Annotated in this window: 15 protein-coding genes and 1 tRNA gene; 1 reads left to right on the plus strand and 15 read right to left on the minus strand. The window is 60.3% G+C overall.

The genetic code is table 11. The features are described 5' to 3' along the window. From J5Y06_RS22780 to rpsL, 4 genes are all read right to left on the minus strand, one after another. Window positions 1-123, minus strand: a 123-nt coding sequence (locus J5Y06_RS22780) for a GTP-binding protein (RefSeq protein ID WP_245248326.1), incomplete at its 3' end; no start/stop codon positions are given. 67 nt (window positions 124-190) lie between these two features. After that, window positions 191-2,281 (minus strand): elongation factor G, encoded by a 2,091-nt coding sequence (gene fusA / locus J5Y06_RS22785; protein ID WP_209337508.1) that lies wholly within the window; start codon window positions 2,279-2,281, stop codon window positions 191-193. A 30-nt stretch (window positions 2,282-2,311) separates the two neighbouring features. After that, complete coding sequence (gene rpsG, locus J5Y06_RS22790; RefSeq protein ID WP_209337509.1) at window positions 2,312-2,782, minus strand: 30S ribosomal protein S7; 471 nt, start codon at window positions 2,780-2,782, stop codon at window positions 2,312-2,314. A gap of 57 nt (window positions 2,783-2,839) precedes the next feature. Beyond that, window positions 2,840-3,211, minus strand: coding sequence for a 30S ribosomal protein S12 (gene rpsL / locus J5Y06_RS22795; protein WP_008837709.1), 372 nt, complete (start codon window positions 3,209-3,211; stop codon window positions 2,840-2,842). A gap of 426 nt (window positions 3,212-3,637) precedes the next feature. On the opposite strand from rpsL, the gene J5Y06_RS22800 reads away from it, so the two are divergent. Beyond that, window positions 3,638-3,919, plus strand: a complete 282-nt coding sequence (locus J5Y06_RS22800; RefSeq protein WP_209337510.1) for a transcriptional regulator — start codon at window positions 3,638-3,640, stop codon at window positions 3,917-3,919. Window positions 3,920-3,996: 77 nt separating this feature from the next. Here J5Y06_RS22800 and rpoC read toward each other — a convergent pair whose 3' ends face one another. The 11 genes from rpoC to J5Y06_RS22855 form a co-directional block, all read right to left on the minus strand. Next, a complete protein-coding gene (gene rpoC / locus J5Y06_RS22805) occupies window positions 3,997-8,196 on the minus strand; it encodes a DNA-directed RNA polymerase subunit beta' (protein WP_209337511.1) in 4,200 nt (1,399 codons plus the stop codon). Between the two features lie 157 nt (window positions 8,197-8,353). Next, entirely contained in the window at window positions 8,354-12,487 is a 4,134-nt protein-coding gene (gene rpoB / locus J5Y06_RS22810; RefSeq protein ID WP_209337512.1) for a DNA-directed RNA polymerase subunit beta, read from the minus strand. Window positions 12,488-12,711: 224 nt separating this feature from the next. Further along, window positions 12,712-13,089, minus strand: a complete 378-nt coding sequence (gene rplL, locus J5Y06_RS22815; RefSeq protein WP_209337513.1) for a 50S ribosomal protein L7/L12 — start codon at window positions 13,087-13,089, stop codon at window positions 12,712-12,714. Window positions 13,090-13,145: 56 nt separating this feature from the next. After that, a complete protein-coding gene (rplJ, locus tag J5Y06_RS22820; protein ID WP_209337514.1) occupies window positions 13,146-13,664 on the minus strand; it encodes a 50S ribosomal protein L10 in 519 nt (172 codons plus the stop codon). A gap of 367 nt (window positions 13,665-14,031) precedes the next feature. Then, entirely contained in the window at window positions 14,032-14,736 is a 705-nt protein-coding gene (rplA, locus tag J5Y06_RS22825) for a 50S ribosomal protein L1 (RefSeq protein WP_209337515.1), read from the minus strand. 4 nt (window positions 14,737-14,740) lie between these two features. Next, complete coding sequence (rplK, locus tag J5Y06_RS22830; protein WP_209337516.1) at window positions 14,741-15,172, minus strand: 50S ribosomal protein L11; 432 nt, start codon at window positions 15,170-15,172, stop codon at window positions 14,741-14,743. Window positions 15,173-15,318: 146 nt separating this feature from the next. After that, the gene (gene nusG / locus J5Y06_RS22835; protein WP_209337517.1) at window positions 15,319-15,846 is read right to left on the minus strand and encodes a transcription termination/antitermination protein NusG; all 528 of its coding nucleotides are present in this window, start codon (window positions 15,844-15,846) and stop codon (window positions 15,319-15,321) included. Window positions 15,847-15,868: 22 nt separating this feature from the next. After that, window positions 15,869-16,072: a preprotein translocase subunit SecE gene (gene secE / locus J5Y06_RS22840; RefSeq protein ID WP_209337518.1), complete on the minus strand. Its 204-nt coding sequence runs from the start codon at window positions 16,070-16,072 to the stop codon at window positions 15,869-15,871. Between the two features lie 243 nt (window positions 16,073-16,315). Further along, window positions 16,316-16,391 (minus strand) — tRNA-Trp (locus J5Y06_RS22845). A gap of 67 nt (window positions 16,392-16,458) precedes the next feature. Further along, window positions 16,459-17,019: a putative glycolipid-binding domain-containing protein gene (locus J5Y06_RS22850; RefSeq protein ID WP_209337519.1), complete on the minus strand. Its 561-nt coding sequence runs from the start codon at window positions 17,017-17,019 to the stop codon at window positions 16,459-16,461. 69 nt (window positions 17,020-17,088) lie between these two features. Next, a partial coding sequence (locus J5Y06_RS22855) for an EF-Tu C-terminal domain-related protein (RefSeq protein WP_483414786.1) occupies window positions 17,089-17,209 on the minus strand: 121 nt, incomplete at its 5' end.

Here is a 17,209-nt window from a genome sequence, read left to right on the forward strand (position 1 = left end):
CGCCTTGAACTCGCCGAAGTACTTCGTGATCGCTGCCGTCAACGACGTCTTGCCATGGTCAACGTGACCAATCGTGCCAATGTTCACATGCGGCTTGTTACGCTCGAATTTACCTTTGGCCATGTGACTTCTCCTAACTTTTCTTGCCCGCGCCGGGGCATCAATGGGTGATGGCGTAAGCGCGCGGGCTTTACGCGTATTTCTTCTGGATTTCCTGGGCGACCGCGGTCGGAACCGGCTCGTAGTGATCGAACTGCATCGTGTACTGGGCGCGGCCCTGAGACATCGAACGCAGGTTGTCGACATACTTGAACATGTTGGCCAGCGGGACCATCGCATTGACCACGACGGCAACGCCGCGGCTTTCCTGACCCTGGATCTGGCCGCGACGGCTGTTCAAATCGCCGATCACCGAACCGACGTAATCTTCCGGCGTCACGACCTCGACCTTCATGATCGGCTCGAGCAGCTGTGCACCGGCCTTCTTGGCGGCATCACGGAAGCAGGCACGGGACGCGATTTCGAAGGCGAGAACCGAGGAGTCGACGTCGTGGAATGCGCCGTCGATCAGGGTTGCCTTCACGCCCAGCATCGGGAAGCCCGCAACAGGACCCGAGGACAGAACGCTTTCGATGCCCTTCTGAACGCCGGGGATGTATTCCTTGGGAACGGAACCACCGACGATCTTGGATTCGAACACGAAATCTTCGCCGTCCGGGTTCGGCTCGAACACCAGCTTAACGCGGGCGAACTGGCCGGTCCCGCCGGTCTGCTTCTTGTGCGTGTAGTCTTCCTCGGTGCGGCGCGTGATGGTTTCGCGATACGCAACCTGCGGAGCACCAACGGTCGCTTCGACTTTGAACTCACGACGCATGCGGTCAACGAGAATGTCGAGATGGAGCTCGCCCATGCCGGCAATGATCGTCTGGCCGGATTCTTCATCCGTCTTGACGCGGAACGAAGGATCTTCAGCAGCCAAGCGGTTGAGCGCGAGGCCCATCTTTTCTTGGTCGCCCTTGGTCTTCGGCTCGATCGCGATCTGGATCACCGGCTCCGGGAATTCCATGCGCTCAAGGATCACCGGCTTCAGCGGGTCGCAAAGCGTGTCACCCGTGGTGGTTTCCTTCAGACCAGCCAAGGCAACGATGTCGCCGGCGAAGCCTTCTTCGATGTCTTCGCGGGAGTTCGAGTGCATCTGCAACATGCGGCCGATGCGCTCCTTCTTCCCCTTCACGGTGTTCTCCAAGGAAATACCCTTGGTGAGCTTGCCGGAATAGATGCGGCAGAAGGTGAGCGACCCAACGAACGGGTCGTTCATGATCTTGAACGCCAGCATCGAGAGCGGCTCGTTGTCGTCAGCGTGGCGCTCGATCTCGGCTTCCGTCTTCGCATCCACGCCCTTGATGGCAGGAACGTCGATCGGAGACGGCAGATACTCCACCACAGCATCAAGAAGCGGCTGCACGCCCTTGTTCTTGAAAGCGGAGCCGCAGAACATCGGGAAGAACTTCACGGCGATCGTGCCCTTGCGGATGAGCGCGCGGATCTGATCGTTGTCCGGGAGGTTACCCTCGAGGTAGTTGTTCATCGCCTCGTCGTCCATCTCGACGGCGGCTTCGATCAGCTTCTCGCGGTATTCCTCAGCGCGATCCTTCAGGTCGGCCGGAATTTCAACAATGTCCCAGGCAGCGCCAAGGCTTTCGTCGCGCCAAACGAGCGCATTCATCTCAACAAGGTCGACGACGCCCTTGAAGTCGCTTTCAGCGCCGATCGGCAGCTGCATCACAACAGCCTGCGCACCAAGACGCGAACCGATCATTTCCACCGAGCGGTAGAAGTCGGCGCCGATCTTGTCCATCTTGTTGCAGAAGATCATGCGCGGCACATGATACTTGTCAGCCTGGCGCCACACGGTTTCGGTCTGCGGCTCAACGCCAGCATTGGCATCAAGAAGCGCGATCGCACCGTCGAGAACGCGAAGCGAGCGCTCAACTTCGATGGTGAAGTCGACGTGGCCGGGGGTGTCGATGATGTTGAAGCGACGCATCTTGCCGTCGCGACCTTTCCAGAAGGTCGTCGTGGCAGCGGACGTGATCGTGATGCCGCGCTCCTGCTCCTGCTCCATCCAGTCCATGGTGGCGGCGCCGTCATGGACTTCGCCGATCTTGTGGGACTTGCCGGTGTAGTAAAGGACGCGTTCGGTGGTCGTCGTCTTGCCGGCATCAATGTGGGCCATGATGCCGAAGTTACGATAGTCTTCGATTTTATATTCGCGGGCCATGATCTGCCTCTCGCTCTTTCTAGCCGCCGCTTACCAGCGGTAGTGCGCGAATGCGCGGTTGGCTTCAGCCATCTTGTGGGTGTCTTCACGCTTCTTGACGGCAGTGCCGCGATTGTTCGCAGCATCCATCAGTTCGCCCGACAGACGATCGACCATGGTGGTCTCGTTGCGGTTGCGCGCAGCGGTGATCAGCCAGCGGATCGCCAGGGCCTGGCGGCGCTCAGGACGAACATCAACCGGCACCTGGTAGGTCGCACCACCGACACGACGCGAACGCACTTCAACATGCGGCGCAACGTTGTCGAGCGCCTGACGGAACACCGCAACCGGCTCCTGCTTCGTGCGGCTCTGCACCTGATCCAGCGCGGAATAAACGATCGTTTCAGCGACCGACTTCTTGCCGTGCAACATGATGGCGTTCATGAACTTCGTGACGACCAGATCACCGAACTTCGGATCCGGGTTGATCTCACGCTTTTCTGCACTGTGACGACGGGACATGGTTCTTGTCTCTCACTCGAAGGGTCGGCGCCTATGGCTGCCAGACCGGACCTCAGCTTACTTCGGACGCTTCGCGCCGTACTTCGAACGACGCTGCTTGCGGTTCTTAACACCCTGCGTGTCGAGCACGCCGCGGATGATGTGATAGCGCACACCCGGCAAGTCCTTTACGCGACCGCCGCGGATCATGACGACGGAGTGTTCCTGCAGGTTGTGACCTTCACCCGGAATGTAGCCAATGACTTCGAAGCCATTGGTCAAGCGGATCTTGGCAACCTTTCGCAGAGCCGAGTTCGGCTTCTTCGGGGTCGTCGTATAAACGCGTGTGCAGACGCCGCGCTTTTGCGGGTTGGCCTGCATGGCCGGGACCTTGTTGCGCTTGACCGGCGCAATGCGCGGCTTGCGGATCAACTGGTTTACGGTAGGCATTAACCGTCCTTTTATCTCATTCGGGCCCGTTTCCAGGCAGTCACGGGCGTCATCGACATACGCGTTTTCGGGCAACAACCGCTCTCGCGGTCTTGCCCGATCAAATGCAGAGGAAGCAGCTCACTGCTTCATGCGCCCCGGCAATGTCATTTCGCTCGTAGAAACGAACCCTGTTTGAGGACATTGTCCAGGACGCGTCGTCCCGAAGCCGAAGCCCTCACATCGGCTCAGTGGGGCGGCTTCTACCCCCAGACCCCGTTCCCGTCAACCCCAAAACCTTAACTTGTGCCCGGTTGGGTCCGTCGGAGAGCTCACGCGGACGTTCTCGAAAGATTCTTGCGGCGGCGTGGCCTTCGGAGCTTCTTTATATTAGTCAGCACGGCAACGGCGACGTCGCCGACAGCCCATGACGAAGGAAAGCGCCCCATGGAATCAGGCAACGACAACGAAGAACCATCGGTGATGATCATCGTCGGCCGCGCCTGGTTGGTCAAAGGAGGTGAGTCGACTCGCGTCCACGTACTCCTTGTCGCGCCCGACGATGATTCTGCCGTGCGCGCCGCGCTGGAAGCTCTGGCGCGCGAGGGTTACGTGGAAGCCGAACTCGACCAGATCGGCGAGATGGAGGGGATGCCTGACGAGGAGCCGCATGCCTCAGCCTACCAGGGCGCTATGGAAGGCGAGATCGCCATCGTCACCCTCGACTAGCAACCCTCCCGCCACGCACGAACGAAAAAGGCCGCTTCTCGCGAAGCGGCCTTTTCCTTGTCCTGCAGCTCTCCCGCTTATTCGGCGGGCGTGCCCGTCATGTCCGCCAGCATCGGCTCGGCCATTTCGGCACCCGTCGATTTGCGGCGCTCGTCGAGGATGAGCTCGTCGCGCGACGCAGCGATGCGCCGGATCTGGCTCATCTGACCGCCGGTACCGGCCGGGATGAGACGGCCAACGATGACGTTCTCCTTGAGACCCTGCAGCGTGTCCATCTTTCCGGCAACCGCCGCTTCCGTCAGGACGCGGGTGGTTTCCTGGAACGAAGCGGCCGAGATAAAGGACGGCGTTTGCAACGAAGCCTTGGTGATGCCGAGCAGAACCGGCATTCCCTTGGCAGGCGCCTTGCCTTCCTCGATCAGGCGATCGTTGATCTCGTCGAGTTCCACCTGGTCGACATGGTCGCCCGGAATGTAGGTCGTGTCGCCCTGTTCGGTGATCTCGACCTTCTGCAGCATCTGGCGAACAATCACCTCGATGTGCTTGTCGTTGATCAACACGCCCTGCAACCGGTACACTTCCTGAATCTCATTCACGAGATAGGAAGCCAGTGCCTCGACGCCCTTGATGGCAAGGATGTCATGCGGCGCCGGGTTGCCGTCCAGGATGTAGTCGCCCTTCTCGATGACGTCCCCGTCCTGGAGATGGAACGGCTTGCCCTTCGGAATGAGGTACTCGACCGGCTCGACGGTTTCGTCATGCGGCTCGATAACGATGCGGCGCTTGTTCTTGTAGTCGCGTCCGAAACGAACCGTACCGTCGATCTCGGCGATCACAGCATGGTCCTTCGGGCGACGCGCTTCGAACAACTCGGCAACGCGCGGCAGACCACCGGTAATGTCCTTGGTCTTCGCGGATTCCATTGGAATACGCGCAAGAACGTCACCCGGCTTCACCGTTGCACCTGGCTCCACCGACAGGATGGCTTCCACCGACAGCATGAAGCGTGCGTCACCGCCACGCGCCAGCTTGGCGATCTTGCCCTTCGAGTCGAAGATGGTGATCGCAGGCTTCAGGTCGGTGCCGCGCGGCGTCGAACGCCAGTCGATGACCTCACGCTTGGTGATGCCGGTCGACTCGTCGGCCGTTTCCTGAACCGAGATGCCATCCACCAGATCCTCGAACTCCACGCGGCCTTCGAGTTCCGTGAGGATCGGACGGGTGTACGGATCCCATTCGGCGATACGCTGACCACGACGAACGGTGTCGCCGTCATCGACGTAAAGACGCGAACCGTAGGTCAGGCGGTGAGTTGCCCGCTCCTTGTCCGCCTCATCGAGGATGAGAACGGCCATGTTGCGGCCCATGACAACCAGCTGGCCGTCCGAGTTGCGCACCACATTGCGGTTGCGGATCTGCACCTTGCCTTCATACGAAGCTTCCAGGAACGACTGGTCGACGACCTGCGCCGTGCCGCCCATGTGGAAGGTACGCATGGTGAGCTGGGTGCCCGGCTCGCCGATCGACTGCGCCGCAATGACGCCAACAGCTTCGCCCTGGTTGACGGGCGTCCCGCGGGCAAGATCGCGACCGTAGCAGACCGCACAAACACCAACCCGCACTTCGCAGGTGAGCGCCGAACGGATGCGCACCGACTGAATGCCAGCCTTCTCGATCTTCTCGACGTCGCGCTCGTCCATGAGCGTGCCGGCCTTCACCAGCACTTCGCCGGACAGCGGATGGTTCACGTCATCCAAAGCCGTGCGGCCGAGGATGCGCTGACCAAGCGACGCCACGACCTGACCGGCATCCACGATCGGCTGCATGGTGAGGCCCTTTTCGGTACCGCAGTCGATGGCGTTGACGATGCAATCCTGCGCCACGTCCACGAGACGACGTGTCAGGTAACCCGAGTTCGCGGTCTTCAAGGCGGTGTCTGCCAGGCCCTTGCGAGCGCCGTGCGTCGAGTTGAAATACTCGAGAACGGTGAGGCCTTCCTTGAAGTTCGAGATGATCGGCGTTTCGATGATCTCGCCCGAAGGCTTAGCCATCAAACCGCGCATGCCCGCCAGCTGACGCATCTGCGTCGGCGAACCACGCGCACCGGAATGGCTCATCATGTAGATCGAGTTCATCGGCTTTTGACGGCCGTCTTCGTTGAACTCAACCGCCTTGATGCGGCCCATCATCTCGTCGGCGACCTTTTCCGAGCACTTTGCCCAGGCGTCCACGACCTTGTTGTACTTCTCGCCCTGAGTGATCAGACCGTCGTTGTACTGCTGCTCGTATTCCTTCGCGAGCGCTTCCGTGTCCGACACCAGCTTGTGCTTGGTATCGGGGATCAGCATGTCGTCCTTGCCGAAGGAGATACCGGCCTTGCATGCATGGCTGAAGCCCAGCGCCATGATGCGATCGCAGAAGATCACCGTCTCCTTCTGACCGCAGTGACGATAGACCGTGTCGATCATCTTGGAGATGTTCTTCTTGGTCATCTCCTGGTTTGCTGTTTCGAACGGCACATTGTGGTTCTTCGGCAGCAACTCGGCAATGATCATGCGCCCAGGCGTCGTGTCATAGATCTTCGAAACGGGCTTGCCTTCGGCATCCACCGTCTTGAAGCGACCCTTGATCTTGGCGTGCAGCGTCACGGCCTTGGTTTCCAGCGCGTGCTGGAGTTCGCCCATGTCGGCAAACACCATGCCCTCGCCCGGCTCGTTCTGGTTCATGATCGACAGGTAATAAAGACCCAGAACCATGTCCTGCGACGGCACGATAACCGGCGCACCGGAAGCCGGATGCAGGATGTTGTTTGTCGACATCATGAGAACGCGCGCTTCCAGCTGGGCCTCGAGGCTCAGCGGAACGTGCACGGCCATCTGGTCGCCGTCGAAGTCTGCATTGAAGGCCGTGCAAACCAGCGGATGAAGCTGGATCGCCTTGCCTTCGATCAGGATCGGCTCGAACGCCTGGATGCCGAGACGGTGAAGCGTCGGCGCGCGGTTCAGGAGAACCGGATGCTCGCGGATCACCTCGTCGAGGATATCCCAGACTTCCGGCTTTTCCTTTTCGACCAGCTTCTTCGCCTGCTTGACCGTCGAGGAGTAACCCTTGGCGTCGAGACGGGCATAGATGAACGGCTTGAAGAGCTCCAGCGCCATCTTCTTCGGCAGGCCGCACTGGTGCAGCTTGAGCTCCGGACCTGTCACGATCACCGAACGGCCGGAATAATCCACGCGCTTGCCGAGCAGGTTCTGGCGGAACCGGCCCTGCTTGCCCTTCAGCATGTCGGACAACGACTTCAGCGGACGCTTGTTGGCGCCGGTGATGACGCGGCCGCGGCGGCCGTTGTCGAACAGCGCATCCACCGCTTCCTGCAGCATGCGCTTTTCGTTGCGGATGATGATGCCCGGTGCGCGCAACTCGATCAGCCGCTTCAAGCGGTTGTTGCGGTTGATGACGCGCCGATAAAGATCGTTCAGGTCGGACGTCGCGAAGCGACCGCCATCCAGCGGAACCAGCGGACGCAGATCCGGCGGAATAACCGGGATGATCTTCATGATCATCCATTCCGGACGGTTGCCGGATTCCATGAAGTTCTCAACCACCTTGAGGCGCTTGAGATACTTCTTCTGCTTCAGCTCGGACGTCGTGGATGCGAGTTCGGTGCGCAGTTCGCCCGCGATCCGCTCAAGGTCCATGCCGGCCAGAAGCTCGTGAATGGCTTCGGCGCCGATCATGGCGGTGAACGAGTCTTCGCCATACTCATCGACGGCGATCATGTACTCTTCCTCGCTCAGGAGCTGATGCTCCTTCAGCGCGGTGAGGCCCGGTTCCGTGACGATATAGTTTTCGAAGTAAAGAACGCGCTCGATGTCTTTCAAGGTCATGTCGAGCAGCGTGCCGATGCGGCTCGGCAGCGACTTCAGAAACCAGATGTGAGCGACCGGTGCGGCCAGTTCGATATGGCCCATGCGCTCGCGACGAACGCGCGACAGCGTGACTTCGACGCCGCACTTTTCGCAGATGACGCCCTTGTACTTCATGCGCTTGTACTTGCCGCACAGGCACTCGTAGTCCTTGATCGGCCCGAAAATGCGCGCGCAGAAAAGACCGTCGCGTTCCGGCTTGAACGTACGGTAGTTGATCGTTTCCGGCTTCTTGATCTCGCCAAACGACCAGGAAAGGATCTTGTCCGGCGAGGCCAGCGAGATCCGGATGGAATCGAAGGTCTGTGCCGGCGTTTGAGGGTTGAAGAGATTCATGACCTCTTGGTTCATGCCGTTCTCCTTATCGGGGTCCGCGAACCCCTCTTCTTAAATCTCGCTCCGGACGCGCTCGCCCGGGCTGGCCGCCGTGGCCTGATCAGGCCACGGCACAGCGGATCAAATTCCGCCCTTGATGATCTGCGCACCGCAGACTGCGGCGCACTGGCCACTATTCCGCAGCATCCGGCAAACGAACCTGCTCGTCGCCCTTTGAGTTCTCGAGCTCGACGTTCAGGCCCAAGGAGCGCATTTCCTTCACGAGAACGTTGAAGCTCTCCGGAATGCCCGCCTCGAACGTGTCGTCGCCACGCACGATCGCCTCGTAGACCTTGGTGCGGCCGGCCACGTCGTCCGACTTCACCGTCAGCATCTCCTGCAGCGTGTAGGCGGCACCGTAAGCTTCAAGCGCCCAGACCTCCATCTCGCCAAAGCGCTGACCGCCGAACTGCGCCTTACCACCCAGCGGCTGCTGAGTGACGAGCGAGTAAGGTCCGATCGAACGCGCGTGGATCTTGTCGTCCACCAAGTGATGCAGCTTGAGCATATATATGTAGCCCATGGTCACTTTGCGATCGAACGGTTCACCCGTGCGGCCATCATAAAGCTGCGACTGACCCGACGAGTGCAGACCCGCCTGCTCGAGCATCTCGTTGATGTTCGGCTCGTTGGCTCCATCGAACACCGGAGTGGCAATGGAAACGCCGCGCTTCATCTGCTCGGCGAGGCGGATAACGCTCTCGTCGTCATAGTCACGTACCGGTTCGTTGCGGTCGTTGGACGGAATCAGCTCCTCGAGCGTCGAGCGAAGCGGCTTGATGTCGCCACCAGCCTTATAAGCTTCGATCAACTCGCCGATCTGGCGCCCCATGCCGGCACAAGCCCAACCCAGGTGCGTTTCCAGGATCTGACCCACGTTCATGCGCGACGGCACGCCGAGCGGATTGAGCACGATGTCGGCATGCGTCCCGTCTTCCAGGAACGGCATGTCTTCCACCGGCACGATCCGCGAAACCACGCCCTTGTTGCCGTGACGGCCGGCCATTTTGTCGCCCGGCTGCATCTTGCGCTTAACGGCAACGAAGACCTTGACCATCTTCATAACGCCGGGCGGCATTTCGTCGCCGCGCTGGACCTTCTCGACCTTGTTCATGAAGCGCTGCTCGAGGGCTTTCTTGGAGTCGTCGTACTGACCCCGGAGTGCCTCGAGTTCGCCCTGAACCCGCTCGTCCTCGACGGCAAACTGCCACCACTGCGAACGCGGATAGTCGGTCAGCGCTTCGCGGGTCAGCGAGCTGCCCTTCTTGAAGCCCTTGGGGCCGGCCACAGCTTCCTTGCCCGCCAGCATGTCAGCCAGGCGGCTGTACACGTTGCGGTCAAGGATCGCCTGCTCGTCGTCACGGTCCTTGGCGAGACGCTCGATTTCCTCGCGCTCGATTGCCATCGCGCGCTCGTCTTTCTCCACGCCATGGCGGTTGAAGACGCGCACTTCGACGACGGTACCAAAGGTCCCGGGCGGCATGCGCATGGAGGTGTCACGCACATCGGAAGCCTTTTCACCGAAGATGGCGCGCAGAAGCTTTTCTTCCGGCGTCATCGGGCTTTCACCCTTCGGGGTGATCTTGCCGACGAGAATGTCGCCCGGCTGCACTTCCGCACCGATGTAAACGATACCCGCTTCGTCCAGGTTCTTCAGCGCTTCTTCCGAAACGTTCGGAATGTCGCGCGTGATTTCCTCAGGTCCGAGCTTCGTATCGCGAGCCATGACCTCGAACTCCTCGATGTGGATCGAGGTGAACACGTCATCGGCCACGATCCGCTCGGAAAGCAGGATCGAGTCCTCGTAGTTGTAGCCATTCCACGGCATGAACGCGACGAGCACGTTGCGGCCGAGCGCCAGATCACCGAGGTCGGTCGACGGACCGTCAGCGATGATGTCGCCCTTCTGGATCCGGTCGCCCACCTTCACCAGCGGACGCTGGTTGATGCAGGTCGACTGGTTGGAGCGCTGAAACTTCATCAGCCGGTAGATGTCGACGCCCGACTTGCCGGCTTCGAGATCTTCCGTTGCGCGGATGACGATACGCGTCGCGTCCACCTGGTCGACGATGCCGGTGCGGCGGGCGCCGATTGCTGCGCCGGAGTCACGAGCAACGATCGGCTCCATGCCGGTGCCGACAAACGGCGCTTCGGCGCGCACCAGAGGCACGGCCTGACGCTGCATGTTGGAACCCATGAGAGCGCGGTTGGCGTCGTCGTTCTCAAGGAACGGGATCAGCGCGGCAGCGACCGACACCATCTGCTTCGGCGACACGTCCATGAGATCCACGTTTTCACGGGGCGTCATCAACACTTCACCGGAGTGACGGCAGATCACGAACTCGTCCACGAACGCACCGTTGTCGTCGAGCTCGGCGTTCGCCTGCGCAACGTAGTGCTTCGCTTCTTCCATGGCCGACAGGTAAACAACGTCATCCGAAACCCGGCCGTCGATGATGCGACGGTAGGGGCTCTCAATGAAGCCGTACTTGTTGACCCGCGCAAAGGTGGCGAGCGAGTTGATCAGACCGATGTTCGGGCCTTCCGGCGTTTCGATCGGGCAGATGCGGCCGTAGTGAGTGGGGTGAACGTCACGAACTTCGAAGCCCGCGCGCTCACGGGTCAAACCGCCAGGTCCCAGTGCCGACAAACGACGCTTGTGCGTGATTTCCGACAGCGGATTGGTTTGATCCATGAACTGCGACAGCTGCGAGGATCCGAAGAACTCGCGTACGGCGGCAGCCGCAGGCTTCGCATTGATCAGGTCCTGCGGCATAACCGTGTCGATCTCGATCGACGACATGCGCTCCTTGATGGCGCGCTCCATGCGAAGCAGACCGACGCGGTACTGGTTCTCCATGAGCTCGCCCACGGAACGTACGCGGCGGTTGCCGAGATTGTCGATGTCGTCGATCTCGCCCTTGCCATCACGCAGTTCCACCAGCGTCTTCACGACCGCAAGGATGTCCTCCTTGCGCAAAACGCGCACAGTGTCCTCGGCGTCGAGTTCCAAACGCATGTTCATCTTCACGCGGCCGACCGCCGAAAGGTCATAGCGCTCCGAATCGAAGAACAGCGAACGGAACATCGCTTCCGCCGTTTCGAGCGTTGGCGGCTCGCCGGGGCGCATCACACGGTAGATGTCGAACAAAGCGTCCTGACGGCTCTCGTTCTTATCGATGTTCAGCGTGTTGCGGATGTAGGCGCCGACATTGACGTGATCGATGTCGAGAACCTCAATTTCGTTGCCGCCGTTTTCCAGCAGAACCTTGAGCGTCTTCTCGTCGATCTCGTCACCAGCTTCGAGGAAAACTTCGCCCGTGGCGTAGTTGACGATGTCTTCGGCAAGGTAGTTGCCGATCAGATCGTCTTCCGTTGCCTTAAGGGCCTTGAGACCCTTTTCGGCAAGCTGACGCGCCTGACGAGCGGTGATCTTCTTACCAGCCTCGACAACGATCTCGCCCGTGTCGGCATCCACCATGTCGGTGACGGCCTTCATGCCACGGAACCGCTCGGCCGAATACGGGATGCGCCAATGGTCGCCCGCACGCTCGAAGATGATGCGGTTGTAGAAGGTCGACAGGATCTCTTCGCCGTCCATGCCAAGCGCCATCAGGAGCGACGTCGCGGGGATCTTGCGGCGGCGATCGATACGGGCGTGAACGATATCCTTGGAGTCGAACTCGATGTCGAGCCAGGAACCACGGTAAGGGATCACGCGGGCAGCAAACAAGAGCTTGCCCGACGAGTGCGACTTGCCCTTGTCGTGGTCAAAGAAGACGCCCGGCGAGCGGTGCATCTGCGAAACGATGACGCGTTCGGTGCCGTTGATGATGAATGTGCCGTTCGACGTCATGAGCGGCATGTCGCCCATGTAGACGTCTTGCTCCTTGATGTCCTTGACGGACTTGGAGCCGGTGTCCTCGTCAATATCGAACACGATCAGGCGTAGCGTCACCTTCAGCGGCGCAGCGAAGGTCAGGTCGCGCTGGCGGCACTCGTCGACGTCGAACTTCGGGTCCTCGAACTCGTACTTGACGAATTCGAGCATGGAAGCGCCGGAAAAGTCGGAGATCGGGAACACGGACCGGAACACGGCCTGGAGGCCTTCGTCCGGGCGACCGCCTTCCGGCTCCTGAACCATCAGGAACTGATCATAGGATGCCTTCTGAACCTCGATGAGGTTCGGCATCTCCGCAACTTCCGGAATCTTTCCGAAGAACTTGCGCACGCGCCTGCGACCATTGAAAGTCTGCGTCTGGGCCATCGTCGCTCCTTGCTGCCTTACTGGCTTACCTCGACCGGCATCGCTGCCGGTGTGCCGGATCGCTCCGGCCTATCAACTGCCGGATTGCTCCGGCCTTTCCTGAAACGGGTTGAAACCCATTTCCTAAAGGCCCCGCCCGGCCCTCAGGAAAAAGGTTTCCTTGTACTTCCCCCTGTCGCTACCGGCGGGCAGATCAACCACCCGCCGGACAGGCGACGAAACGCTTACTTCAGTTCGACCTTGGCGCCGGCGCCTTCGAGCTGTGCCTTGAGCTTGTCGGCATCAGCCTTGGAAACGGCTTCCTTGACGGTCTTCGGAGCGCCTTCAACCAGGTCCTTGGCTTCCTTAAGGCCCAGGCCCGTGATCGCACGGACTTCCTTAATCACGTTGATCTTCTGAGCGCCGGCATCCGTGAGGACGACGTCGAACTCGGTCTTTTCTTCAGCAGCTTCAGCCGGAGCAGCAGCGCCGCCAGCGGCAGCAACGGCAACCGGAGCAGCAGCGGAAACGCCCCACTTCTCTTCGAGCATCTTGGAGAGTTCAGCCGCCTCGAGGACGGTCAAGCTCGACAGGTCGTCTACGATCTTTGCGAGATGAGCCATTTTTCAATATCCTTGGTTTGGTTCGAAACGTGTTCTGTTGATTGCGAGGAACAGCCTCAGGCCGCCTCGTCCTTCCGGGCATAGGCGCCAAACACGCGGGCGAGGTTGCCCGCTGGTGCGTTGACGACTGCGGCGATACGAGTTGCAGGCGTCTGGATCATGCCAACGAGCTTCGCGCGAAGTTCATCGAGCGACGGCATGGTAGCCAGAGACTTCACTCCTTCCGCGTCAAGCGCGGTTGCACCCATAGCGCCGCCGAGAATGACAAGCTTGTCGTTCCCCTTGGCGAAATCGGATGCAATTTTCGGAGCCGCAACCGGATCGTCCGAGTAAGCGATCAGCGTCTGTCCCTTGAACAGCGCCCTCATCTTCTCGGAGTCCGTACCCTGAAGAGCGATAACGGCGAGACGGTTCTTCGCGACTTTGACGGTACCGCCAGCAGCGCGCATCTTCGTACGAAGATCGTTCATTTGCGCCACAGTCAGACCGGCATAGTGGGCCACGACCACCGAACCCGTGCTTTTGAACACGTCGTTCAGGCCCGTGACGAATTCGCGTTTTTCCGCTCTATCCACTGCCTATCTCCAGTTGGCATTCCACTCCTCGCGAAGCAGTCTGCCGGTTGCCTTTTGCCGCCGGGTCATCTTGCGATCACCCGAACGACGTTCGAGGATCCTGTCCCCTTTCGCCATGCCGTTCTTGCGAAGCGACACGCAGACAAAAGGCACCCACGGTTCGAACCGAACCCTTCGATGCGAAAACGCATCGGGAGAATTCGACCCTCACCCGTCTCATGCAGGCCATGCAATTAAGGTCTCGGCGAACCGACACCGCCCACAATCTCGGACAGGACTGCAAACCATTTCTGGCCTGCGATCCAGGCGCCGGGGCGCCTGGAATTCTTTACGACCAGCCGGTTAGAGGCCGATCTTCGAGCTTCATTTAAGAAGCAGGCGTGAGGCTCGCCACTTCGACCTTCAAGCCGGGGCCCATGGTCGACGACACGGCGATGCGCTTGAGGTAAACGCCCTTTGCGCCGGTCGGCTTGGCCTTCACCACGGCGTCCGCGAAAGCACGGATGTTCTCGACCAAGGCGGTCGATTCAAACGATGCCTTGCCGACGCCTGCGTGGATGATGCCGGCCTTCTCGACGCGGAACTCCACGGCCCCGCCCTTGGACGCCTTCACAGCGCCGGCGACATCCGTGGTCACGGTGCCGACCTTCGGGTTCGGCATCATGCCACGCGGGCCGAGCACCTTACCGAGACGACCAACGAGCGGCATCATGTCCGGGGTGGCAATGCAGCGGTCGAAATCGATTTCGCCCTTCTGCACAGTTTCCACGAGATCTTCCGCACCCACGATGTCGGCGCCAGCAGCGCGCGCTTCATCGGCCTTGTCGCCACGAGCGAACACGGCGACGCGAACGGTGCGGCCGGTGCCATTCGGCAGGTTGACCACGCCGCGGACCATCTGGTCAGCATGACGCGGATCAACGCCGAGGTTCATGGCGATCTCGATCGTCTCGTCGAACTTGGCGGTGGCGCGCTCCTTGAGCAGCTTCACGGCTTCAGCGAGATCGTAGTTCTTGTCCACGTCAACGCCCTTGCGAGCGAGCGTGATGCGCTTTCCAGCTTTCTTCGCCATGATCTCAGCCCACCACTTCCAGGCCCATGGAACGGGCGGAGCCCTCAACCATGCGCATCGCTGCAGCGACGTCGTTTGCGTTCAGATCCTTGAGCTTCGCTTCCGCGATCTCGCGAACCTGGTCACGCGTGACTTTGCCGGCCGTGCCGCCCTTGCCTGGGAGCTTGGAACCGGACTCGATCTTGGCAGCCTTCTTCAGGAAGTAGCTCACCGGCGGCGTCTTCATCACGAAGGTGAAAGACTTGTCTTGGTAATAGGTGATCACGACGGGAACGGGCGAACCCTTTTCCATCTCCTGGGTCTGCGCGTTGAACGCCTTGCAGAACTCCATGATGTTAATGCCACGCTGACCAAGAGCCGGGCCGATCGGAGGCGACGGGGTTGCCGACGCTGCCTTGACCTGGAGCTTGAGCTGGCCTGCAATCTTTTTAGCCATTTACTCTGCCCTTTGTTGTGCCGGACGCGATGCCGACGGTTACAGTCTGGTGGTGCGGTCCGCATGGCCGGCTAAAGCCAGGCGCCCTCCCACCAAAGGCATGGAAGAAAACCCTCCATGCCTGCGGGCCGAAGCCCGCGCTACGATCAGACCTTCTCGACCTGACCGAATTCCAGATCCACCGGCACGGCGCGGCCGAAGATCGACACTTCAACCTTGAGGCGCGCCCGCTCTTCGTCCACTTCCTGGACAAAGCCGTTGAACGAAGCGAATGGCCCATCGGAAACGCGGACCTGTTCGCCGAACTCGAAGGTCACAGATGGCTTTGGCCGCTCAACGCCTTCCTGCACCTGGTGCATGATGCGGTCAGCTTCTTTATCGGTGATCGGCACCGGCTTGGAGTCGCCAAGAAAGCCCGTGACCTTGGGCGTATTCTTGATCAGCGAAAACACGGCATCCGACAGGTTGGCACGCACCAGCACATAGCCCGGGAAGAACTTGCGCTCGGCGTCAACCTTGCGGCCGCGACGAACTTCCGTGACCTTCTCGGTCGGAACCACGATCTGCTCGATCTGGTCGGACAGGCCTTTTTGCTTGGCCTTGTTCTCAATGTCTTCCGCGACCTTCTTTTCGAAGTTCGAATAAGCGTGGACGATATACCACCGTGCGGTCATCCCAGATGCTCCCTTTAGTGGCTTACAGTCCGAGGCCGAGGATCAGTTCGATCGCATAGCCCAGCGCGAGGTCGGCTACGAAAAAGAACACGCAGGCGATGAACGCGAAAACAAGAACCATCAAGGTGGAGATCATTGTTTCGCGACGGGAAGGCCACGCAACCTTTGCCGTCTCCTGCCGCACCTGCTGCAGGAATGTAAAAGGATTGGTCGTCCTGGATGCCATCTGCCGCTCGTTTTCATGGGCGCCCGAGGGAACCCGTTTGCCGCACGCCTGTTATCGCGTGCTTGATGATGTCAACGCCCTCGCCCCGCTCGCGGCGCAAGAGAATCGCTGAAGCGAGTGCTCCATGCAATTCAGGCGCGTTGAACCCGTTCCCGAGCCCCACGCGCCGCGTAACAGTCGATATAAAACCGATTCCGCTTCCGCGCAAGACCGGGAGTATGCATTTTGGTGGGCTGAGGAACATGGCAGGGGCAGCAGGGCTCGAACCTGCGACCTGCGGTTTTGGAGACCGCCGCTCTACCAACTGAGCTATACCCCTAGGTCGCTTGTGCGCACGCTTCCTAAGAGGACATGGCCCTTCTGTAAAGAGTGAACACGCGCGATGTTCAGCTTACCCGGCGGAATAGATCGGGATAATCCAAGACAAACCCGTCGCGATCCACGGCGATATCGCGCTTGAAGTCGCTGTCCAGCGATTCGAACCGGTACAGCGCATCCTTGTTAAGGCAGGTGTAGCGCTGCGGTCCGCAGTGCACCGTCAGGTCCGGCATGGTGATGTAGGCCACCTGTATGTCCGCGCTTTCGCCCTCGGCAAGGTTCAAGCGCCGGATCGCGAACGTATTGGTGAGCGGCGTCGCCGAGATGTCGGGGGCGATCGCGTAGTTCAGTTCCGGCATCGGCGTGCCTTCCCGGGTCCACTTGCCCTCCGCGTCGACGCTCAGGAGCAAGGATGTTTCTGCGCCGAGCAGAGCAACGCTTACCGACAGAGTTCGCCATGCACCGTCGAAGCGGATGCCATAGCGCGCGGCGAAGCCCCCTTCTTGCGGTGCCACGATCACGCCTTCTGCCAGAAACTCCGTTCCGTCCGCACGAATGGCACAGGCTTCCAGGCCCGTGCCGTCTGCACTTTGCCACTTCAGCAATCTTACGCCGGCCGCATCGATCATGGGAACTCCTGCCTTGAAAACAAAAAGGGCGACCCGTAGGCCGCCCCTTTTAGCATGATGTTCTGCCGATTACTCGGTGATGGAGATGACGACGCCAGCGCCGACGGTGCGGCCGCCTTCGCGGATCGCGAAGCGCAGCTTTTCTTCCATCGCAACCGGAACGATCAGTTCCACGTCAACCGTCACATTG

Source organism: Tianweitania sediminis (assembly GCF_017813335.1).
Taxonomy (GTDB): domain Bacteria; phylum Pseudomonadota; class Alphaproteobacteria; order Rhizobiales; family Rhizobiaceae; genus Tianweitania; species Tianweitania sediminis.